This is a genomic window from Tenacibaculum agarivorans (assembly GCF_001936575.1).
Classification (GTDB): Bacteria; Bacteroidota; Bacteroidia; order Flavobacteriales; family Flavobacteriaceae; genus Polaribacter; species Polaribacter agarivorans.
Genome location: NZ_MSMP01000017.1, coordinates 72,905 through 94,901, shown reverse-complemented (window position 1 = coordinate 94,901; position 21,997 = coordinate 72,905). Strand labels below are relative to the sequence as shown.

17 protein-coding genes are annotated in these 21,997 nt (G+C 33.6%); 1 reads left to right on the top strand and 16 read right to left on the bottom strand.

The features are described 5' to 3' along the window. Positions 1-184: 184 nt before the first annotated feature. The 6 genes from BVC87_RS13945 to BVC87_RS13920 all read right to left on the bottom strand — a co-directional run bounded on the left by BVC87_RS13945 (position 185) and on the right by BVC87_RS13920 (position 7,463). Entirely contained in the window at positions 185-1,453 is a 1,269-nt protein-coding gene (locus BVC87_RS13945; RefSeq protein ID WP_075343005.1) for an Ig-like domain-containing protein, read from the bottom strand. A gap of 268 nt (positions 1,454-1,721) precedes the next feature. Beyond that, positions 1,722-3,176 (bottom strand): aldehyde dehydrogenase family protein, encoded by a 1,455-nt coding sequence (locus BVC87_RS13940; RefSeq protein WP_075343004.1) that lies wholly within the window; start codon positions 3,174-3,176, stop codon positions 1,722-1,724. A 26-nt stretch (positions 3,177-3,202) separates the two neighbouring features. Beyond that, the gene (locus BVC87_RS13935) at positions 3,203-3,985 is read right to left on the bottom strand and encodes an enoyl-CoA hydratase/isomerase family protein (protein ID WP_075343003.1); all 783 of its coding nucleotides are present in this window, start codon (positions 3,983-3,985) and stop codon (positions 3,203-3,205) included. 4 nt (positions 3,986-3,989) lie between these two features. Then, positions 3,990-5,144 carry a CaiB/BaiF CoA transferase family protein gene (locus BVC87_RS13930; protein ID WP_075343002.1) on the bottom strand — a complete coding sequence of 385 codons (1,155 nt, stop codon included), beginning with the start codon at positions 5,142-5,144 and terminating at the stop codon, positions 3,990-3,992. Between the two features lies 1 nt (position 5,145). After that, positions 5,146-6,291, bottom strand: coding sequence for a CaiB/BaiF CoA transferase family protein (locus tag BVC87_RS13925; RefSeq protein ID WP_075343001.1), 1,146 nt, complete (start codon positions 6,289-6,291; stop codon positions 5,146-5,148). A gap of 20 nt (positions 6,292-6,311) precedes the next feature. Then, positions 6,312-7,463 carry an extracellular solute-binding protein gene (locus tag BVC87_RS13920; RefSeq protein ID WP_234974670.1) on the bottom strand — a complete coding sequence of 384 codons (1,152 nt, stop codon included), beginning with the start codon at positions 7,461-7,463 and terminating at the stop codon, positions 6,312-6,314. A gap of 61 nt (positions 7,464-7,524) precedes the next feature. Here BVC87_RS13920 and BVC87_RS13915 point away from each other — a divergent pair, with 61 nt between their 5' ends. Continuing rightward, on the top strand, positions 7,525-8,289 hold the full coding sequence (locus BVC87_RS13915; protein ID WP_075342999.1) for an IclR family transcriptional regulator: 765 nt from the start codon (positions 7,525-7,527) through the stop codon (positions 8,287-8,289). A 42-nt stretch (positions 8,290-8,331) separates the two neighbouring features. On the opposite strand, the gene BVC87_RS13910 is transcribed toward BVC87_RS13915, so the two are convergent. The 10 genes from BVC87_RS13910 to BVC87_RS13865 form a co-directional block, all read right to left on the bottom strand. Beyond that, entirely contained in the window at positions 8,332-10,809 is a 2,478-nt protein-coding gene (locus BVC87_RS13910; RefSeq protein ID WP_075342998.1) for a glycoside hydrolase family 2 protein, read from the bottom strand. A 169-nt stretch (positions 10,810-10,978) separates the two neighbouring features. After that, the gene (locus tag BVC87_RS13905; protein WP_075342997.1) at positions 10,979-13,123 is read right to left on the bottom strand and encodes a beta-galactosidase; all 2,145 of its coding nucleotides are present in this window, start codon (positions 13,121-13,123) and stop codon (positions 10,979-10,981) included. A gap of 27 nt (positions 13,124-13,150) precedes the next feature. Next, positions 13,151-14,713 carry a sugar porter family MFS transporter gene (locus tag BVC87_RS13900; RefSeq protein ID WP_075342996.1) on the bottom strand — a complete coding sequence of 521 codons (1,563 nt, stop codon included), beginning with the start codon at positions 14,711-14,713 and terminating at the stop codon, positions 13,151-13,153. Positions 14,714-14,726: 13 nt separating this feature from the next. After that, complete coding sequence (locus tag BVC87_RS13895; protein ID WP_075342995.1) at positions 14,727-15,401, bottom strand: bifunctional 4-hydroxy-2-oxoglutarate aldolase/2-dehydro-3-deoxy-phosphogluconate aldolase; 675 nt, start codon at positions 15,399-15,401, stop codon at positions 14,727-14,729. A gap of 12 nt (positions 15,402-15,413) precedes the next feature. Further along, positions 15,414-16,460, bottom strand: coding sequence for a sugar kinase (locus BVC87_RS13890; protein ID WP_075342994.1), 1,047 nt, complete (start codon positions 16,458-16,460; stop codon positions 15,414-15,416). Next, positions 16,461-17,579, bottom strand: a complete 1,119-nt coding sequence (locus tag BVC87_RS13885; protein WP_075342993.1) for a glycoside hydrolase family 117 protein — start codon at positions 17,577-17,579, stop codon at positions 16,461-16,463. It lies immediately after the preceding gene. Positions 17,580-17,586: 7 nt separating this feature from the next. Beyond that, on the bottom strand, positions 17,587-18,678 hold the full coding sequence (locus tag BVC87_RS13880) for a mandelate racemase/muconate lactonizing enzyme family protein (RefSeq protein ID WP_075342992.1): 1,092 nt from the start codon (positions 18,676-18,678) through the stop codon (positions 17,587-17,589). A gap of 5 nt (positions 18,679-18,683) precedes the next feature. Next, on the bottom strand, positions 18,684-20,138 hold the full coding sequence (aldA, locus tag BVC87_RS13875; RefSeq protein WP_075342991.1) for an aldehyde dehydrogenase: 1,455 nt from the start codon (positions 20,136-20,138) through the stop codon (positions 18,684-18,686). Positions 20,139-20,161: 23 nt separating this feature from the next. Further along, a complete protein-coding gene (locus tag BVC87_RS13870; RefSeq protein ID WP_200799194.1) occupies positions 20,162-20,926 on the bottom strand; it encodes an SDR family NAD(P)-dependent oxidoreductase in 765 nt (254 codons plus the stop codon). A gap of 21 nt (positions 20,927-20,947) precedes the next feature. Continuing rightward, the gene (locus tag BVC87_RS13865; protein ID WP_075342989.1) at positions 20,948-21,967 is read right to left on the bottom strand and encodes a zinc-dependent alcohol dehydrogenase; all 1,020 of its coding nucleotides are present in this window, start codon (positions 21,965-21,967) and stop codon (positions 20,948-20,950) included. Positions 21,968-21,997: the final 30 nt, after the last annotated feature.

Genomic DNA, 21,997 nt, shown 5'->3' with positions numbered 1-21,997 from the left:
TCACATGCAATAAACTAAAATCTATTGATAAAGAAGGCTTGTAATTAAGGCTTTAAGACGTTTGTAAAGTTTTTTTCAATTTAATTTTTGCTTTTTTTTATGAATTTGCACAAAAAAACACATCATCTTTTTAAAAAATAAAAAAATGATGTGCTAAAAATATTATTTCAGGAGAAGATAATTTTTATTTATCCTCCAATTTCCAGGTTCTAACCCAATCAACTTTCATCGTATTTATGGTGTTATCTCCTAAGTCACTTTTTGGAGGAAGTCCTCCTAACCAATCATCATTACTTGTCCATAAATCGAAAATAATTTCTAACTCTCGAGTGAATTCTCTATCATACGTTTTTCCATCATTATGCTCTCCAACAACAACACTTCCTGCTGGCTCTCCATCTAAATAGAATTGTATATTTTTTGAATCTTTCCACCACACACCATATGTATGATAATCTTCATTCCAACCTACATTCTTTAAAGGGTTTGCATCTGACAGATTTGACCTTAAAAAATTTCCTTTATTCCTGATGGTTTGAGGTACTTTATTTTCATCTGCTTGAAAATATTGAGCATTCATTTGATTTGGAAAATCTGGTTGACAGCCACAAGATGGTTTTGAATTATTCTCAATAATATCAATCTCATCTCTATTTTCAATATCCCCATTATTCAACCAATACGTGTTGTATGCAGAAATATGTGCAGTTCTTATTCTTGCTTCTGTATACATTGGATATTTTGTTTCTGCTTTAGAATGGATTCTAGCAGTCTGAAACCAACGGTTCTCGGGATTACTTTCATTTAATGTAGCTTTGATCCATAATTTCCCATCAGAAACTCCAGAGTTATCAGAAGATGCAGACATATATACTGGTACTCCATAATTCCAAGTTGATTTAAACCATTTGGTATCATCCCATGCATCAAACTCATCTGACATTGACTCTAACTTTACCCATTTTTTATCACTAGGTGTTGTGTTACTTATAGAAGTAAAAGAAGGTAAATCTGGATCAATATTATTAAAATCATCTGCAGTAGGTACAACTTTATTTACGGTTACGGTTACTTTAGCTGTATCTGAATCGCCATCTGAATCGATGATTTTATACGTAAATGAATCTGTACCGAAGAATTCCATATTTGGCACGTATTCAAACACACCATCACTAACTTCACTTACTGTTCCGCTTGTTGGTTGAGTAGCAATTTCATAATTATCACTATCACCTCCATCTGCTCCAATCTCATCGTTATCTGCTACATTGACTTGATTAGATGTTCCTGCTTTACTATTTTCTTCCACTATTAACACGTCATCTTGCGCTACAGGTGAATTATCTGTTTTTGGAGCATCATTTGAATCAGAACCTCCACAACTTACCAATACTTGTAATACTAGTAACGGTAGTGTTAATTTTACTGCATTTTTTAATTTTCTACTAAACATACATCTATACTTTAGAATTGTTTATTTGGATTATTTGTTTGTGTAACTCAAAAATTGAGCACTATATTGTATAATGCAATAAACTAAAACTAGCTGAAAACAGTAAGGTTTTGTAAGGCCTTTCATTGCTTTGTAAAGTTTTTTTCTATTTAATTTTAACCTTTTTAAGAAAAATCTACACCTTAAAATTAACATATCTCTATTTTATCAACCTCTTGTTTTAGATAAATATAAAATTTGATGTAAATTTTTAGTAGACTAAAAACTACTAATTATAGTCTAAATAAATTGTTTTTTTCTGTAGATATCCTTCAATACCATAAATTCCATCTTCACCTCCTATTCCTGAAGTTTTATGACCTGAATGATACCCTTGAATATAACCTACAATTTGATGGTTGATAAATATGGTTCCTACTTGCATTTCTGCGATTGCTTTTCTATGCTTTTTATAATCATTAGTATACAAATATGCTGATAATCCTTCTTCTCTTTGATTGGTAAACGACATAGCTTCTTCAAATCCTGAAACCTTCATAATAGGTAAAACCGGAGCGAATAACTCGTGTTTTGTTGTTGCTTGACCATTTTTTACATTCGTTAAAATAGTAGGTTCATACCAGTTTCCTTTTTCAAAAAAAACACCTGAAGGTCTTCCTCCTCCTAGTATTAATTCTGCTCCTTCTTCTATGTCTTGTTTTACTAATTCATCTACCCTTGCTAAACCTAAACTGCTTACATTCGGTCCCATATTCATATTCGTATCAAAAGGATTTCCAACCTTAATCTGCTGTACTCTTTTTATAAGTTTCTCTGTAAATTCGTCAGCTATTTTTTCATCAACCATTACTATTTCATTACAAATACAAACCTGACCGCAATTTGCGTATCTAGAAATAACAGCCGCCTCTACAGCTTTGTCAATGTCAGCGTCATCACAAACAATAAAAGGAGCTTTACCTCCTAATTCTAAAATCAATCCTGAAATATTATTTGATGCTGCTTTATATACTGCCCTTCCTGCGCGAGTACTTCCTGTTAAACTAATTAATTTAGTAATGGGACTTTCTACCAATAAAGAAGCTGTTTGTACATCTTTTGTTGTAATTAAATTGATTACACCTTTAGGTAATCCAGCATCATCTACTAGTCTACAGAACTCAGCAGCTGTAACCGGTGTTAATTCATGAGGCTTAATAATCATAGTATTACCTGTTACCAATGCTGGTCCTACTTTTCTTCCTATTAAAGCTAATGGGTAATTAAATGCACATAATCCTACTGTAACTCCAAAAGGTACTTTATGAATTGCTAAATGTTCATTGGGTAAATCAGATGGAAAAATTGCTCCTTGTATTCTTCTAGCGGCTTCAGCAGAATAGGTTAGGTAACGTACCGTATCATCTACTTCTCCAAGGGCTTCCATATAAGTTTTTCCTTGTTCTAAAACCAATAGTTTAGCAAAGTGTTCTCTTTCTAATTTTAGTTTTTCCGCTATAGAAAAAATATAATTTGCTCTTGTTTGCGCTGGTAATAATTGCCAACTTAACTGTGCTTTTTCTGAAGTTTCTAAAGCATATTTTACGTCTTCTGTTGTATTTACAGTTACGGTGGCAAATACTTCATCATTCGCTGGGTTTTGAACTTCTAGTATTTCTCTGGTTGTTTCATTTATCCATTCACCATTTATATATCCTTTGTAATGTATTATCTCTTGACTCATTTCAATATGTTTTGTTTGTGTTGTTTTTATTCAAATTCAGGAGTTCTTTTCTCTATAAAAGCTTTGAATCCTTCAATAGCATCATAAGTGCCATATAGCTTATTTACACTTTCAGTCTCAAACTGTAAAGCTTGTTCAGCAGTCATTCCTTTATGTTGTATGACGTAATTTTTAATAGCTTTCATAGCTTTTTTAGGTCCTTTAGCCAAGTTGTTGACAAAGACGCTTACTTTTTCTTCAAAATTTTCATGGGTATATAATTGATTAAAAAGACCTAGTTCATATGCTCTTTTAGGCGTAACACTATCACCAGTTACTAACAACTCCATTGCTTTAGAAGCCCCAATTAAATCAATCAATCTAGGGGTACCTCCATTTCCTGGCATCAGTCCGAGTTTAACTTCAGGTAATCCCACTAAATAGTTTCCTTCCTTTGCTAATCTTATATCGCAAGCCATAGCAAGCTCTAATCCTCCTCCTAAAATATGACCTTGTATACAGGCGATATAAATTTTATCGCTAGAAGTAATCGTTTTCGTAACTTTTCTAGCAGCTTTGACCATTTCTATATTTTGGTCACTTGAATTGTTACTGAAAATTTTAATATCTGCTCCAGCACAAAAAAACTTTTCTGAAGCACTATTTATAACCACAACGCTTATGGTTTTATCTTTTTCTAGAGATAACAATGTTTCTTCTATGTAGAGTAAATACTCCAAAAAATAACTATTTGCAGGAGGTCTATTTAGAGTTACATAGGCTTTTCCATTATCTTTTCTTACTCGTAATTGTGATTTTAATTCTTCCATAATCCTAAACCTTTACTTTTAACTCTTCTTCTACTTCTGCATTATGTTCTCCAAGTTTTGGTGTTTTTAAAGTTGAAGTAAGTATTTGATCATTAATTTGTATCGGACATCTAGTTGTTTTTAGCGTATTTCCTTCTGAAAGTTCAATCTCTTGGATCATATTTAGTATTTGAAATGCTTCCGTATCGAATAATCTACTCCAATTTAAAACATCAGCACACCATATATCAGCAGGTTCTAATACTGACAACCATTCAGATGTATTTTTTGTTTGTAAGTGGGTAGCTAAAATTGCTTTTATTTCATCACGCTGATCATACCAACTTTCAAAAGTTTCATACATCAATAAACTTGGACATTCTAATAAATTGCCTAAAACGGGGATTTGTCCCATTGCTAATGCCATATGACCATCTTTTGTTTGATACACCCCATAAGGAGCTCCAAGATATGGATGTGCATTATTACTTTTTGTTCGTTGTGTTGGCGCACCTCCATCATGGAAATATGTAGTTATAGATTCAAACTGAAACTCTAAGATAGATTCTAACATACTTACCTCTACAATTCCACCAATATTATGTTTCGCTTTTCTAAATAGACATGCTAAAATACCTTGTGCTAAATGTACTCCTGAAATAAGATCTACAACTGGAAGTCCCATTGGAATTGGTCCATCTCCGTCATTACCACTAAGAGTAGTCAATCCAGAGAGTGATTGTAATAGCAAATCTTGTCCGGGTTTATTTTTCCAAGGTCCTTCTTTACCGTAACCTGAAATTTCTCCATAAACTATTGTAGGATGCAAACTTTTTACACTCTCATAATCTATTCCTAGTCGTTTTGCTACTCCTGGTCTAAAGTTATGGATTACAACATCTGCTTTTTTTAGTAATGCTTCTATTTTATAACGCTGAGATTCATCTTTTAAATCAATCTGATAACTCTGCTTATTTCTATTTATAGCATGAAAAATAGTAGAACTTTCATCAAAAACGATATTTGAGTTATACAAAGATCTACAGATATCACCTGTTTCTGGCTGTTCTATCTTTATCACTCTAGCTCCTAAATCAGCTAATTTTAAACTTGCTGAAGGTCCTGAAAGGAATTGGCTAAAATCTAACACAACTACTCCATGTAAAGGTTTACTTATCATATTAGTTTAAGTTAAATTCTTGATTAATAAGTGCTGTATGTTCTCCTACTTTTGGAGCAGATTTAGTTGAGAAAATTTGTTGATGATCTATACGTATAGGACACCTTGTTGTTCTAACTTTCTCGCCTTTTATTGTTTCAACTGTTTGATCCATTTCTAATATTTTATATGCCTCATGATTCAAAAGTTGTTCATAATTGTAGACATCAGAACACCAAATATCTTCTGGTTCTAAAACTGATAGCCATTCTGAAGTTGTTTTACGTATAAAAATGGAGCTTACATATTCCATAATTTCATCTTTCTTATGAAACCAATCTTCCTGATTTTGAAATTTTACAGGTAATTTTTCTTGTAGCACTTCAAACAATTTATCTAATGGAACCATGGCCAGAGACAAATAACTATCAGCAGTTTTATAAATTCCATATGGAGCCGCTAAAAAGGCATTAGCATTTCCTTGTTTTGCTCTTTTTGGTTGTCTTTTAGTATCATTTAAGTACGTAGTTAGCACTTCAAATTGAATATCTAATGCAGACTCTAATAAGCTTACAGATACTTTAGCTCCTTTATTTGTTTTCAGACTTTGATATAATACTGCCAAAATCCCTTGTGCTAAATGTGCTCCTGTAAACATATCTACGGCTGCAATTCCCATTGGAGTTGGCGCATGCTTTTCATTTCCTGTCAAGAAATTTATACCTGAAAGCGACTGTATTAATAAATCTTGTCCTGGCTTTTTTGACCAAGGCCCCTTTTTTCCATACCCCGTTACTTCTCCATAAATTATTCTAGGATTAATTTTAGACACGGTATCATAGTCTAATCCTATTTTTTCCATTATTCCAGGTCTAAAATTATGAGTCATAATATCTGCCTTGGCTATTAGCTGTTTTACTTTAGCCAAAGCTTCTGGATCTTTTAAATTCGCTGTGTACGACTCCTTGTTTCTATTTATTGTATGAAAAACCAAACTGTCGTTTTCAATGAATAGGTTTTTAATTGCAATCTGACGACCCGATTCTCCTTTTTGTGGACGTTCAATTTTTATAACACGCGCCCCAAGATCAGCTAATTTTAATCCTGCTGACGGGCCTGCCATAAATTGTGAAAATTCTAAAACGGTAATTCCTTGTAAAGGCAACATAAACTTCTGTTGATTTTAAGTTACGATAACGACTCTTTATATAAATCGTTTAATTTATTCAGAAGATTTTTTGAATCTCCTCCTTTCATCATATACTCGCGTATTGGAGCTCCTGCGTTATCTTGAAAATACATATGCCCATGATATCTAGGTCTTAAAAACGCTCTATCTAAAGCCGGTAACGTATCTTTAAAATAATCTAAACTATTATAATTAACACGAGTATCTAACCATGCTTCTCTATGCCCTGGTTGACCTCCATTATTAAAAAACAATGTTTTTTGAGTCTCAGGATCACCAACAAATCTTGCGTAATCTACTGCTTCTTTTATATGATTGCATGATGAAGAAATTGCTAAACCTGTACCTCCTAAAGTTGTAACTAACGGATTTCCTTTGATACTCACCATATCACAAAACTTCAGTAGTTTTCTTGCGTAACCCGATTTAGAATAATTAGAATAACCATAGGCAAAAGGAGAATAGGCATAAGTATCGCTTAATGTCATTGCTTCATACACCTGAATAGGATTCATATGATAACTTTCTTCTGAAATATTTTTTCCTAATTCTCTTAAGATTTCTAATGCTTGTAACCCTACTTTTTCAGAAATCACTTCCTCTTTATTCAAACAAACATCTTCTCCTAAGGTACAACATACCATATAAAAACTCATTAAAGTATCTTGAGGGATTCCAGGTATTGCTACCATTCCTTTTTTAGATAAGTTCACCAAATCTTCCCAAGTTTTAGGTACATTCAAATTCATTTTTTCAAATAAATCAGGTCTGTATGCTGCAACAGGTGTAGCCGCATCAATAGCTAATGCCCATTGATCATTATCATAACTATAACTTTCATGAGATTTACCTACAGAGTTTTCTTCTTGTCCTTTCAGAAAATCTTCTGGTAAATATTTATTTAAAGGAAGAATAGTTCCTGTTTTAGCCGCAAAACCTGCCCAAGGATGATCTATAACTAATAAATCGTATCGTTTAGCTAATTCATTTATAGGTTCATCTGCGAAAGCTTGTAGTGATCTTTTCTCCCATGTTATTTCAATGGAAGGATTTAGTTCATGAAATCTTTGTGCTGTAGCCACTACAGAGGTAAAACCTCTACTATGATTCCATGTAATTCCTTTTAAATGTATTTGTTTTTTTTTCATCATTTTATTTATAGGTAAACATACCGTTTGTATTTAAAAACATTTGTTTATACTTTTATCGCCTATGAGTAAGTACAACGCACCTGCTTTAGATAAAGGTTTAGATATTTTAGAATATTTATCTCACAAAGCAATACCTCAATCTCAAGTTGAAATAGCCAAAGGAATCGAAAGAAATCCTAATGAATTTTATAGAATGTTAGTTTCTCTTGAAGAGCGGGGTTACATTGCTAAAGATCCATCTTCGGGAAAGTTCTCATTAACTTTGAAACTATTTCAATTATCACACAGTCATAGTCCTATTGATGGTTTACTAAATGCAGCTAAACCCATTATGGAAAAGCTATCTCATGCTACCAATCAATCTTGTCATTTGAGTATTATTAAAGACCATAAGCTTATGGTTATCTCACAAACTAAGAGTCCTGGACCAGTATCTTTATCTATAGAGGAAGGAAGCCTTTTTCCTTTAATAAAAACCGCTTCAGGTAAACTCATTTTATCTTTCTTAAGTGCTAAAAAGAGAGATCAAATTCTCAAAAAAGACAGTCACTTCTTAGATTTTTCTAAAGAAGAAAAACAGAAATTTTTAGCACAATTATCAACTATTAAAACTGACGGTTTTATACTTCAACAAAGTGATTTAAATTTAGGAGTTACTGATCTTTCAGTTCCTATTGGAAATCCTAAAACAGGCCTTTTTGGAGCTTTAGCCATTTCAAGCTTAATCAATGTGTCAAAAGAACAAGACTCTAGCGATTTTATGATTGAAGAAATTTTAAAAGCTTCTTCATCAATCAACCAAGCTATTGGATTACAAAAAATCTAAATAACCAAGAAACCTTAATTACAAGGTTTCTTGATCTATAGTTTATTCAAAACCTCTAGCAATAGGCATGGTTTCATCAGCCTCTTTGTATCCTTCCTCACCACCTAAACTAGGGTAATATCTAAAGTAGTTAGCCCAACCGTATTTTTGCTTAATATCAAAAGCTTCTTTACCAATTGCTCTTAACTCTTCTTTGTCTTTCTTTTTATCTGCTACCAATAACATGTAGTCATTTGCAGACAGTTCATTTCCTTCAGCATCCAATAGATTGATTTCTACATAAAACTTATCACCTAATCCTCCTGGAACTGTACAGGAAACATCTATAAATTTACTTGAGCTATCTCCTGAAATCTCATCAAGATCATAGAATTCTTGTTTTACTACCGACTTATTTCCGTCTAAGAACTTAATAGTGGCTTTACAATTTTTAAATGATTTATAATAATCATTTACTACCCATAACTCACCTTTAAATTCTTCGCCTGGCAACCAACGTCTATCATAATGTTTCATGGTAATTAAAACAGGTTGATATGCTTTTTTCACATAATCAAAAGATATTTTTTTCTCTTGATAGTAATCTACGATTCCCCATTTCATATCTGGCGCAAATGTGATATAATGACAGATACAAATGGCACTTGTTTTTGGTTTCCTTGTTCTAAAATGTTCTAATGCATATTGAAAAATTACTCCTTGTGCAATTTGAGTAGCTTTAACAAATTTTTCAAAACCATCTCTCGATTGATCACCTAAAACTTCAAAATTTAACGTTCGTAATGCATCAAAATCCGTCCAGTGATGCCCCCAGCTTGGTCCCGGCGGCCAAATTTCATCTTCAGGAATAAATTTCTTGATACTTTCTACATTTGGACATGAGGAAATTGCAAGCTCTGGAATAACTGCATAATCTAAACTCGGGAAGTAATCCTCCATTACAAATTCTCCTTCTCCGTAGAATAAATCATTTGCATGATAACTTTCATTAGGTTTAAAACCTAAGTTTAATCCTACCTCATCACTTAAAGGCGAAGATGGAATATAGTATAATGAAGTATATGGTTTAATTGCTTCACCTAATTCATTAACAAAATTGAGATTGTGTTGTGGATCAGATGCCGTCATAAATAATTCTTCTGAACCTTCAAGTAACACAATACAAGGATGATTGCGTTGCTCTTTAACAGATGCTATAGCTTCTTCAAAAACAGCTTTTTTAAACTCTTCATCTTTTGGTAAAGATAAACTTGCTAATGGTAGCACATCTTGCCATACTGTAATACCTGCTCTATTACATAGTTCATAGAAATATGGTATCTCTTCTGGATGCCAACCGAAAATTCGCAAGTTATTAAAGTTTGCCTCTTTAGCTAATCTGATTAACTCTTCGTATTTACTTTTATGTGCTCTTCCCATAAAAATATCAGGTGGTCCACCCCAAGTTCCAGAACGCATGAAATGACGTTTACCATTAATCATAACTGTCCAAGGATTTTCTACTTGATCTAAAGTAAATCCGGGGTTATGTTCCATTTTTATCTCTCTAATTCCAAAAGTAGTTTCAGTAGTATCGTGTAAACTCTCGCTTTCTAAAACCGTAACCTTGGCTATATATAAATTCTGATCTCCTAAGTCCCAAGGCCACCAAAGTTTTGCTTCATCTATATCTAAAGCTAACTCAACTTTATTCGTCCCTTTATCTAATGTTACCGCTTTCGAAACAGTATATACTTTAGATTTAAAATTTTCTCCTTCTACATCAACTTTTAAGGTTACTTTCTTCGATTCTTCTTCATGATTTTCTAGTTCAATTTCTACATCTAGTTTAGCGGAATTGTCTGAAACAACCGTAGGTTTTACGTATGTATCTTCAATGGTTACATTTCCCATTGCTTCTAAATACACTGGTTTCCAAATTCCTGTTGGTGGTAAACTCACCCAATAATCTCCATGCCATGCTGGTTTCCTTCCAGCAACTTGACTATAACGCCTTGGTGCTGGATGTAAACGTACCATTAACACATTGGTTCCAAATCGTAGGTTTTCAAAACGAATGATCTTTGAAACATCAAATTTAAATTTAGAAAACATACCTTCATGTGTTCCTAAAAATTCACCATTTAGCCATACATCACAAGCAAAATCTACTCCGTCAAAAACCAATTGAATTCTTTTTTCAAACATTTCTTTAGGAACATCAAACTGGCGTTTGTACCACCATTCATTTTCTGGAACCCATTTGGCTTTTAAACTATTCCTACCATAATGAGGGTCTTCTAATCTACCTGCTCTCCATAAATCAGTATACACATCTCCAGGTACTTTAGCATAAATCCAGTTGAATGAATCTCCAGTGATATCAAAGTTTAATTCATGAAAACCAATCTTTACTCCTTCATCTGGTCTTATACCTTCCATTTGCCAATTGTTTCCACTTAAGTCGAAAACGATTTTTTCATTGGAGACAACTCCTTTTCTACTCATTTTCTCTTTTTCATCTTGACTAATATTCTTCATGTATATCTTCTAATTTTGATTTGATTATTCATATGTAAATATATTATTTATATTTGAAAAATAAAATAAACTTATTTAAGTTAAGTCCTCTTACTCTTCTCAAGAGAATATTCAAAAAAAGCTGTCTTTTTATGGACAGCTTTTACTTCAAAAATTCAATAGAATTTTCTTACTTAACGCTACTAAAACTTTTTGAATTATTTTCTCTACGATACTCATACATAGAATAAGTAGTTTCTCTTACTTTATCTATTACTTCTTCAAAAGGGTTATCACAAACATCTATGAATCCTACATTGTAGTTTTCACCATCAAAACGTCCTGTATTTGGTTCATCTATATATTGAAACCAATGTGCTCCAATTATATACGGGTTTCTTAATGCTCCTTGAATATAATCTTGATACATCTGACCTCTTTCTGCCTGGTTTTTTGCTTTTTTCACCCCTATATGAAAACTTCCTCTATCATTTGCTCCAAAATGAAACTCTCCAATCATAATTGGTTTATCGACACCTTTAGGAAGTGAAACTTTTTCTACACTATATTCATATTTATTAAAGCTCATAATATCTAAATATTTACTGGCTGTTGATAAAACCACATCGTTGTTTGCCCAAGCAAAACGACAACCTAAATAATTTTGATTAGGAGCTACTTTTCTAATTTCTTCATGTATGATTTTAAAATAAGTATCTGCTATTTTTCTATAAAAACCAACTAAATCTGTTCTTGCTAATTCTTCGTTTGGTTCTTCAGTTACTTCTAGCATATTGTTCCAAGAGGTATACTTTGCTTCCCAAACTTTATTCAATTCTTCTATAGTTTTGTATTTCGATTTTAAATCGTTTACAAACTCGATTTTAGCAGGTTGAGTCGCAGGACTTTTTAATGTTCCTACAGATAAAGAACCTAAAAGTCCCCATGACAATTCATTATCAATAAAATATCCAATACACCAAGGATCGTTTGCTCCTTCTTTTTGAGCAGATATAGATTCTTTAACAGCTTTCCTGAAATTAGGATCAAAAACGTCATGCATTGGTCCCCAATATCCTGTAGATCCTTCTATTTTTGGTGTTTCTTTAATCCAAATAGAACCTACATACGGTGTCCTTCCTTGTCGAGTAGCTCCAAAATCAGACATGAATCCAATAGTATTCATTCCCCAATCTTTAATTCTTTTATGTGCTATATCCTGAAATTTTTTCTTCCAATTGTCTCCGTATTTTCTGTATAAATTACTTTGATAAAAGTTATATGTAGTATAAGGTACTTTATCAAAGTAAAATCCATGGTTAGGAGTAAATTTAGTTTCTTCATAAAACTGACCTAACTTTTCATTTTCAGTTGGCAATTTTGCGAAGTAGTTTTCTCTATCAGTAATTCCGGTTGATACAGCATCTGAAGACACACAATTTAATCCAGCAGTCCAGAATAAATAGCCTTCAGGATCTACCATCCACCATTTACCATCTAATTTTTCAGTTCTAAAAAAACCAGTAGCTTTTAGTTTCGGTCCGGCAGTCCAACCTCCATACTTTCCAATATTTGGGGCTCCTTTGCTAACCTCTAAGGCAGCTAACTCTTTATTTGCAGTTTCGATTAACTCCTCTTTAGAGTGTATTTTTCCTTTCCAATCTGCATGTTTATATTGACCAAACTCATCTATAAAAGGAAAGAAATCTTTAGAGCTTTTTTCTTTATATGCTCCTACAGCTCTAACATTATCTACTGTAAAATTGTTTCGTTTGGTTGCATAACGTGAATTGAAAGTAATTTCTGTAACCTTAGTTAAGTCTGTTTTAATTTTTCCAGGTGCACCATTCATGCCCTTGAATTCAATTTGTGGTTTATTAATCCATGGGGTCCAAGCTAGATCTACTGTTATTGTTTTTCCTTCTCCAGGTTTTAAATCTATATAATCAGAACAATACCAACGTAGCAATAAACTTGGGTCATTTCCAACAAACATTTCTACTTGAATATCTTCATCTCCTATATTCTTAACATCTGCTTTTACTTGAAAATATGTTGATAAGTCCCAAGGTTTTTCTGCAAATAACTTTACACCAGGTTCTTTAATTGTAAAACCATTATTCACTTTTATATAGTTGTTTCTTTCACCTTCAATAAATTCAAAAGTTGCATCTTGTGGTTTTACACGTGATTTTTCTTGAATGTTTTCAAAATCGAAAAGTACAAGCTTATGTTCTTTCTTTTTTACGTTTTCACTTTGCACTTGACTTTTACAGTTCACAAGCGTGATTAAACCCACTATAATTAATAGATATTTACTATAAAACGATTTCATTTTTAAGAATATTAAAAAGAGTTATGTTTAGTGTTTTACTAGAATTTCTTCTAATTCTTCCAACGATTTTCCTTTTGTTTCTGGAACTTTAAACCAAACAAAGGCAAATCCTATTACTGCAAAAACGCCATAGATTAAAAACGTTTTTGTACTTCCTAATGCAGATAATTGCCAAGGGAACAATAACTGCACTAGAAATGACACTCCAAGATTAATTAACCCGACAAATGAAATTGCTAATCCTCTAATTTTATTCGGGAATAATTCTGAAAACAACACCCACATTACTGGACCAATTGACATTGCAAAAGAACCTACAAAACCAATAATTCCTATTAGAATTAAGATTGTGTTCATATGTGTTCCTGAACTTGCAATAGCTCCTTCTACTGATGCAAATTCTTTTTCACCTAATAAAGAAGAAACTACCTTTTTAAACTCTAAATCATTATTGAACACTTTATCTTGAATGGATGCTAATTTTTCTTTCTGTACTGTTTCTGGTAAGTTCTGTATTGCTTCTGCACTTAATGAGTATGTTGCAGAGTTAAACCCATAGCTTAATAAAAATAAACATACAGCTATACCTGCCATACCAATAATTAATAGTGGTTTTCTTCCGAACTTATCTATAGTAAAAATAGCTACTACTGTAAATAAAAGATTAGTAAAACCAACTAACACCGCTTGAACAAAAGAAGCATCTGTTCCAATACCTGTTTGTTCAAAAATCATTGGAGCATAAAATAAGACTGCATTAATTCCAACGATTTGTTGAAAAATCCCAACTATTAAACCGATGACAATTACTTTACGCATAGATTTGCTAAACAAGTCTGAAATTTTTGATTTCTCTTTGTTTTTATCTTCTAAAATACTTTGAGCAACTTCTTCAACTTGATCTTTCGCTTCTTCTTTTGATATTACCTTTTCAATTACCTGTAATGCTTCTTCTTTTCTATCTTGAATTATTAACCATCTAGGACTTCTAGGTACCATAAATAAACCAAAGAAATACAGAATAGCCGGTAACGCTTCAATCCCTAACATCCATCTCCAATTCCATTCTTTTAATCCTAGAGATTGTACCCAACTTACGTCAAGCTCTCCCCATTTTAAAATCAAATAATTGGTAAAAAAAGCAATTGAAATACCTAACACAATATTCAGTTGGTTGATAGATACTAACTGTCCTCTTTTTTCTGCAGGTGCTATTTCAGCAATATACATCGGAGCTATAATCAAAGACGAGCCTACGGCTAAACCTCCAATTAATCTAAAAATAATTAACCAAAAGAAGTTTCCTGCTACTGCTGATCCTATAGCAGAAATTGTAAACAATAATGCCGCATATTTAAGCAGCCTTCTTCTTCCATACGTATCGCTCATTGGTCCTGCGATTAGCATACCAAGTGCTGCTGTAAGAGTTATAGAGCTTACTGCCCAACCTAATTGTAGTTTTGTTAAATTGAATTCAGGTTCAATGAATTTTACCACTCCTGAAATTACAGAGGCATCAAATCCTAAAAGGAATCCTCCCAAAGCTACAATTGTGGCTATACGGATGATGTATAATTGTTTACTAGACATATTCTTTTTTAGTTTAGGTTGTTTGTTTTAATTCTTTAATGATGTTGATTGTTTTACTTACATTTTCTTGCAGTTTTTTAAAATCTTTATTCTTAATGATTTCCTTAGAAATTAACTTAGAACCTACTCCAACACAGGTAACTCCAGCATTAAACCAAGCTTCAAGATTTTCTTTATCGGTAGAAACTCCTCCAGTAGGCATAATCATAGTCCAAGGTTGTGGAGCTTTCACAGCCTTCACAAAATTTGGTCCGTAAATACCCCCAGGAAAAAGCTTTACAATTTCACATCCTAACTCTTCAGCCTTAGCAATTTCTGTTAAACTAGCACAACCAGGTGACCATAATACTTTCCTCCTATTGCAGGCTATAGCTATATCTTCTCTTAGTACTGGCGTTACTATAAAATTAGCGCCTAAAGCCATGTATAAAGAAGCTGCTCCAGCATCAGTTACAGATCCTACTCCTAAGATCATACCTGGTAAATTTTCTAGAGCATATTTATTTAACTCTTCAAATACTTGGTGTGCAAAATCACCTCTACTCGTAAATTCTAATAAACGCGCACCTCCATCATAACATGCTTTTAGTACTTGCTTACTTAAATCAACATCTTCATGATAAAAAAGAGGCACTAACCCGGTTTCTATCATTGCATTTGCTACTTCTATTCTTGAATATTTTGCCACTTCTCTACGTTTTTATCTTGATACTCTTCCAGAAGCATCACCGTACATTAACTTTTCGACCTCTTCCACACTCATTAAATTCACATCACCTTTTATGGTATGTTTTAAACAAGATGCAGCAATAGCAAAGTTTAATGCCTTTTGATTATCGTTTTTGTTTTCTAATAACACATAGATTAATGCTCCCATAAAAGAGTCTCCTCCTCCGACCCTATCTACAATATCTGTTATTTCATATTGTGGCGATTCATATATCTTTTTTCCATCATATAAAATCCCTCCCCAAGTATTATGTGAAGCCGATATTGAGCCTCTAAGGGTTTTGATAATTTTTTGTATTGATGGAAATTTTTGCATGATTTGGTCACATACTGATACAAACTCTTCTTGTTTCCTTTCTTTTTTACCTAATTCTGAGGTAGAATCTTTTGGTGTTATATTGAAAAACATTTTTGCATCATATTCACTTCCTAGAATGACATTACTATATGATGTTAATTCAGTCATGATTTCTTGTCTGGTTTCATGATCGCAATATTTCCAAAGTTTAGCTCGATAATTAAAATCTGTTGAAATTGTAATGCCTTTAGCAGATGCAGCTTTCACAGCTTCTAAACAAGCATCGGCAGCACTTCTAGAAATAGCAGGTGTAATTCCACACCAGTGAAACCATTCTACTCCTTCTAATACAGTATCCCAATCAACCATTCCAGGAGTTATTTGAGACATGGCAGAGTTTTCTCTGTCATATACCACTTTGCTTCCCCTGCTTACTGCACCATTTTCTAGGAAATAAATACCTAATCTATCACCTCCAAAAATGATATTATTAGTACCCACACCTCTTTTACGCAATTCCATAAGTGCACATTGTGCTATATCATTATCTGGAATTCTGGTTATAAAATCTACAGGAACTCCATAATTTGCTAGGGAGACTGCTACATTAGCTTCTCCTCCACCAAACTGAATATCAAAGCTATTTGTTTGAGAAAATCTTAAATATCCTGGAGGTGATAATCGTAATAAGATTTCACCAAATGCTACTACTTTCTTCATTTATTCTCCTCTTTCTCCTTTAGCTGTATGATGTTTCATTTTCCAAGTTGTAAACCTTCTGATATATTGATAATCATCGTTCATATATTCGTGAGTTAATCCCCAACGAAGAATTTCACAAGGTTCCCTTTCGATATCTGCAGTTCTATTCAAACCTATTGCGTGCGGTGCACCTTTTACCACTGCTTTAATATCGAAATTGATTCCATCTGCCGCCCATTGCACTGTGTTTTTCTCTGGTCCATCTGTAGTAATTAATGATGCAATACCTCCTTTATATTTCCAAACACAAATTTCATGTCCACTATTTGATATAGGGTTATACTCTGATTTTATATAAGGTCCTTTTGGATCATCGGCAATAGCAACACCATGTCTGATTTGGCGTCCACCGAATGTGATTGCTTCACCCATTTGCTCCCCTTTATAATACAAATAGAACTTATTGTTATATGGAATTATGCATGGATCGTGTACTTTATGGCTATCAAAATCTCCTTTCTTTTCTACCATAAAACGGTTATCAGCCTCACCTTTCCAAACTCCATTATTTGCTGGACTTAAAATTGGTTCTTCTGATTTTGTCCATGGTCCGTGTGGAGAATTAGACCAAGCTAAACCTACTTGGTTTTTAACCCGCACATCATATGGTGATTTTACAGTTTGATATACGAGATAATACATTCCTTCATGCTCCATGATCTCAGGAGTAAATACTGATCTATCATCATAAGCACCTTTATCACCTCTTTTTACTGCTACACCTTCTTCTTTCCATGTAATACCATCATAAGAGGTTGCGTACCAAAGATCACATCTATCCCAAGGAAATACCTTCTCTTTTTCTATATCTCCAGCAAAACCATCTGTTGGTCCTACTGATTTAGAATACCAAACAAAGTATTTTTCATCGTGCTTTATCATAGCACTTGGATCTCGTCTTACCACACCTTCTTCGTAGGCTAAATCTCCTTTTAAGTTTTCAACTTCATATTCAAAGAACCAATCATTTCCTAAATCAATAGGCCATTTTAGTGCCCTTTTACTGGCAGCACTTAATTTATCCTTGTTAGTTATTCCTAAAAAGTCTAATTGTTCGTCTGTTATATTATTATTCATCTACTTTTTACTTTTTAAATGGCTGTAGTTTTTGCCAATCAAACTCAACTCCAGTTCCAGGAGCATCTGGCGCTACAGCTTTAAAATTCTCGACTACTAAAGGTCTTTTTGTATATTCATCTATAGGAAAACTATGCACTTCTAACCATCCAGCATTGGATTGTGCAGAAACTAAACTTACATGTAACTCTTGCATTCCATGAGAGCATACAGGAATTCCATTTTCTTTTGCCAACTTTGCTGCAGCTAGCCAACCCGTAACACCTCCACAGTTTGAAGCATCTGGTTGTATAAAAGATAGCTTGGCTTGATCCATAGCGTATTCAAATTCATGGATCGTATGTAAGTTTTCTCCCATAGCTAAAGGGAAATTTGTTTGATCTACAATTTCTCCATAACCTTTATAATCATCTGGAATAATAGGTTCTTCAAACCATGTTATATCATATTGCTTAAAGCGTTCTATAGCTTCAATAGCTTTTTCTCTAGTCATAGAGTAATTAGCATCTACCATAAAAGTAACATCAGGGCCTATGTGTTCTCTAACCGCTTTTATTCGTTCTATATCTTCATCTAGATTTTCTTTTCCTATTTTAATTTTTACTGCATTGAAACCTCTAGATATATAATCATCCATATTTTTCAATAACTTTTCTATAGGAAACATTAAATCGATACCCCCACAATATGCCTTACAAGTATTAGCTACTCCTCCAGCCATTTGCCATAATGGTTTATCCGCTTTTTTACAACGAATATCCCATAATGCTATATCTACAGCAGAGATAGCAAATGAAGCTATTCCACCTCTACCTACATAATGAATATGCCATTCTAAAAACTCATATATTCCTTCTACATCAGTACCATCTTTACCTACGAGTACGTTGGTAAAATCGTGTTCTATCATAGCTTTTATGGCATAGCCTCCTTTTCCTCCAGTGTACGTATACCCTGTTCCTTCACTACCATCTTCTAAAGTAATTGTTACTGTTACCAATTCGAAATGATAGTGATCGCCATGCTTTGCATCTGAAAGCACTTCTGGTAATGGTACTTCAAATAGCTGTACGGCTACATTTTTTATTGTTGTACTCATAAAAGCTATGCTTTATGTCTTACATAAAAAGTTTTCTTCTCTAAGTATTGTTCAAAACCATACTTCCCATCTTCTCCACCTGAACCTGATAACTTATATCCATTATGAAAACCTTGGTGCTGTTCACCGTGACCACGATTCACATAAATTTCACCGAATTCAAGTTCTTCATTACATTTCATAATCGTACTGATATCATTAGTAAATACCATAGCCGCTAAACCATAATCACAATCGTTAGCATACGTAATTACTTCTTCGAAAGTGCTGAACTGTAGCACCGGTAAAATTGGTCCGAAAGATTCTTCATGAACAATAGTCATTTCTTGGGTAACATTAGTAAGTACTGTAGGTTCAAACCAAAAACCTTTTTCAAACTGTGCTCCTTCTGGGCGTTTACCTCCTGTTGCTAATGTTGCTCCTTCTTGTAAACTTATCTCAACTAAATGCTCCATATTTTTTAATTCAGAAGCATTTACTTTTGGCCCCATATCCGTATCCTCTAACATTGGATCTCCAACTTTAAGGCTTTTTACTTTTGCAATGAATTTATCCATGAACTCGTCATAAATTCCTTCATGTACATACATTCTTTCATTACAAGTACATACTTGTCCACAATTATCAAATCTAGAATGTAGTGCTGCATCTACTGCTGCATCTATATCTGCATCTTCAAATACAATAAATGGAGCTTTACCTCCCAGTTCTAATTGTACATGAGTTAAATTTTGTGCAGCATTCCTAGCTATTTGCTGTCCTACAGGTGTAGAACCCGTCATGGTAACCATTTTAGTAATAGAACTTTCAACCAAAGCATTACCCATAGCTCTACCTGGTCCTGTTAAGATATTAATTACACCTGCTGGTATACCAACTTTATTAGCTAAGTTTCCTAACTCTAAAGTTGCTAAAGGTGTTTCAGAAGTAGGTTTAATTACAATAGTATTTCCTGCTACTAATGCAGGTCCTAATTTTCTACCTGCTAATGCTAATGGGAAATTCCAAGCTGTGATAGCCACTACAACTCCTCTTGGTATTTTTTGAATCCAGATTTGCTCATTAGGATTGTCTGAAGGAATAATGTCTCCTTCAATTCGTCTTGCTCCTTCAGCAGCATATCTAATAAAAGACGCCGTTACAGCTACTTCCATTTTAGCTACTTTAAGTAGTTTCCCTTGTTCATTTACTAATAACTTAGCTAAATCTTCTGAATTTGCATCTATTTCATCAGCTAGTTTATATAGGTATTCTCCTCTGGTACGAGCAGGAAGCTTTCTCCATTCCTTTTGTGCTTTTTCAGCTACTTCTAATGTTTCAATAGCTTCTTTTGCTGTTCCATTTTGAACTTTTGCAACGATTTCTTCTGTTGAAGGACAAACCACATCTATAGTTTCTCCAGATGTAGAGCTTTTCCACTCTCCACCTATAAATAATTTATATTCTTTAATTGCTGACATAATTTCCTTGTTTTACGTTTAGTTTATCTTCCCATCCAACCACCGTCTACAAGCGTTACAGAACCACTCATATAGTCTGATGCTTTTGAGGCTAAGAATACTACTGGCCCTGCAAAGTCTTCAGGCTGACCCCATCTTCCTGCTGGTATTCTAGATAAAATAGAAGTTGCTCTTTCTGGATTATTTCTTAAGGCTTCAGTATTATCTGTTGAGATATAACCTGGTGCTATTGCATTTACATTCACACCTTTTCCAGCCCACTCGTTTGCAAAAGCCATAGTTAACTGACCTACCGCTCCTTTACTCGCAGCGTATCCAGGAACTGTAATTCCTCCTTGGAAGGTTAGTAATGAAGCAGTGAAAATGATCTTTCCTTCTTCTCTTTTTACCATTTCTTTTCCAAATTCTCTAGTTAAAATAAATTGAGCAGATTGATTGATTTCAATAACTTTATCCCAATATTCATCTGAGTGTTCAACTGCTGGTGCTCGTAAAATAGTCCCTGCATTATTTACTAAAATATCTACTTTAGCATATTCTTCTTTTACTTGCTTTATAAACGCATACAATGCTTTTCTATCTCCAAAATCACACTGATATGCTTTAAAAGATTTACCTGTAGCGGTAACTTCTTTTTCTACATCACTTCCACTTAATTCTAAAGAAGCCGAAACACCAATAATATTTGCACCCGCTTCTGCTAATGCAACTGCCATTGCTTTTCCAATTCCTCTTTTACAACCGGTTACAAGAGCGGTTTTACCTTCTAAACTAAACTTGTTTAATATTCCCATGAGTATTTTATACTTTTATATAGATTGACAATCGATTAATGTTTTCATTCCATTAGGATTCTCATCAATACTTTCAAAAATTTTCTGAATTTCAGATAATGACTGTACATCTGTAATCATTTCTGAAAACGGTAAATTATTTTCGTTAATTAATTGAATTGATCTTTCATAGTCTTCTTCTTCATATACTCTAGCTCCGATTAATTTTAATTCTTTCCAGAAGAATTTAAATAAGTTTACTGGCTTTGGTTGACCATGTATTGCCACCATTACAATTCTACCTCGAATACCTGCTATTTCTGTCATGATATCCAAAGTTGGTTGTACACCGGCAACTTCAAAAACAACATCAGCCAATCTTCCATCCGTTTTTTCTCTTACATACGATACTAAATCTGTTTCAACAGGACTTACTGCTTCCAATCCCATTTCTTTTGCCTTAGTAATTCTGCTTTCATTAACTTCTGAGATAATTACATTCGCTCCCATTTCTTTTGCCACCAAAGCAATTAGCATTCCTATTGGACCTCCGCCCAGCACTACCGCAAATTCACCTGGCTGTAATTCGCTCATGCGTACATCATGTGTTGCTACTGATAAAGGTTCTACTAAAGCGGCTAGTTTTAAATCTGTAGTTTCTGGAAGTTTATGAAGTGTAAATGCTGGAACATTCCAATATTGTTGCATAGCTCCAGGACTATCTATTCCTATGAATTTTAACTCTTCACAAATGTGATTAAATCCTTTATCTGATGGTTTTGCTAACCTATCGTCTAAAGGTCTTACGACAACTTTATCTCCTACTTTGTAATCGGTTACTTTTTCGCCAATGGCATCAATAGTTCCAGACATTTCGTGACCAATAGTTAAAGGAATATCTACACGTTTGTCCATCATTCCATGATAAATATGCATATCTGTACCACACACTCCTGCATATGCTACCTTAATTCTTACTTCATCGGCTTTTGGCTCTTCTACTTCTTTATCAATTAAAGACAAGACTTTATTTCCCTCGTAAAGAGTTGCTTTCATTTATTTAAAATTTGATTTGCTGTAGAGATT

Bases quoted from the DNA above. Each gene is read 5' to 3' on its own strand.
- BVC87_RS13945 (WP_075343005.1), bottom strand. From the start codon at position 1,453: ATGTTTAGTAGAAAATTAAAAAATGCAGTAAAATTAACACTACCGTTA.
- BVC87_RS13940 (WP_075343004.1), bottom strand. From the start codon at position 3,176: ATGAGTCAAGAGATAATACATTACAAAGGATATATAAATGGTGAATGG.
- BVC87_RS13935 (WP_075343003.1), bottom strand. From the start codon at position 3,985: ATGGAAGAATTAAAATCACAATTACGAGTAAGAAAAGATAATGGAAAA.
- BVC87_RS13930 (WP_075343002.1), bottom strand. From the start codon at position 5,144: ATGATAAGTAAACCTTTACATGGAGTAGTTGTGTTAGATTTTAGCCAA.
- BVC87_RS13925 (WP_075343001.1), bottom strand. From the start codon at position 6,291: ATGTTGCCTTTACAAGGAATTACCGTTTTAGAATTTTCACAATTTATG.
- BVC87_RS13920 (WP_234974670.1), bottom strand. From the start codon at position 7,463: ATGATGAAAAAAAAACAAATACATTTAAAAGGAATTACATGGAATCAT.
- BVC87_RS13915 (WP_075342999.1), top strand. From the start codon at position 7,525: ATGAGTAAGTACAACGCACCTGCTTTAGATAAAGGTTTAGATATTTTA.
- BVC87_RS13910 (WP_075342998.1), bottom strand. From the start codon at position 10,809: ATGAAGAATATTAGTCAAGATGAAAAAGAGAAAATGAGTAGAAAAGGA.
- BVC87_RS13905 (WP_075342997.1), bottom strand. From the start codon at position 13,123: ATGAAATCGTTTTATAGTAAATATCTATTAATTATAGTGGGTTTAATC.
- BVC87_RS13900 (WP_075342996.1), bottom strand. From the start codon at position 14,713: ATGTCTAGTAAACAATTATACATCATCCGTATAGCCACAATTGTAGCT.
- BVC87_RS13890 (WP_075342994.1), bottom strand. From the start codon at position 16,460: ATGAAGAAAGTAGTAGCATTTGGTGAAATCTTATTACGATTATCACCT.
- BVC87_RS13885 (WP_075342993.1), bottom strand. From the start codon at position 17,579: ATGAATAATAATATAACAGACGAACAATTAGACTTTTTAGGAATAACT.
- BVC87_RS13880 (WP_075342992.1), bottom strand. From the start codon at position 18,678: ATGAGTACAACAATAAAAAATGTAGCCGTACAGCTATTTGAAGTACCA.
- aldA (WP_075342991.1), bottom strand. From the start codon at position 20,138: ATGTCAGCAATTAAAGAATATAAATTATTTATAGGTGGAGAGTGGAAA.
- BVC87_RS13865 (WP_075342989.1), bottom strand. From the start codon at position 21,967: ATGAAAGCAACTCTTTACGAGGGAAATAAAGTCTTGTCTTTAATTGAT.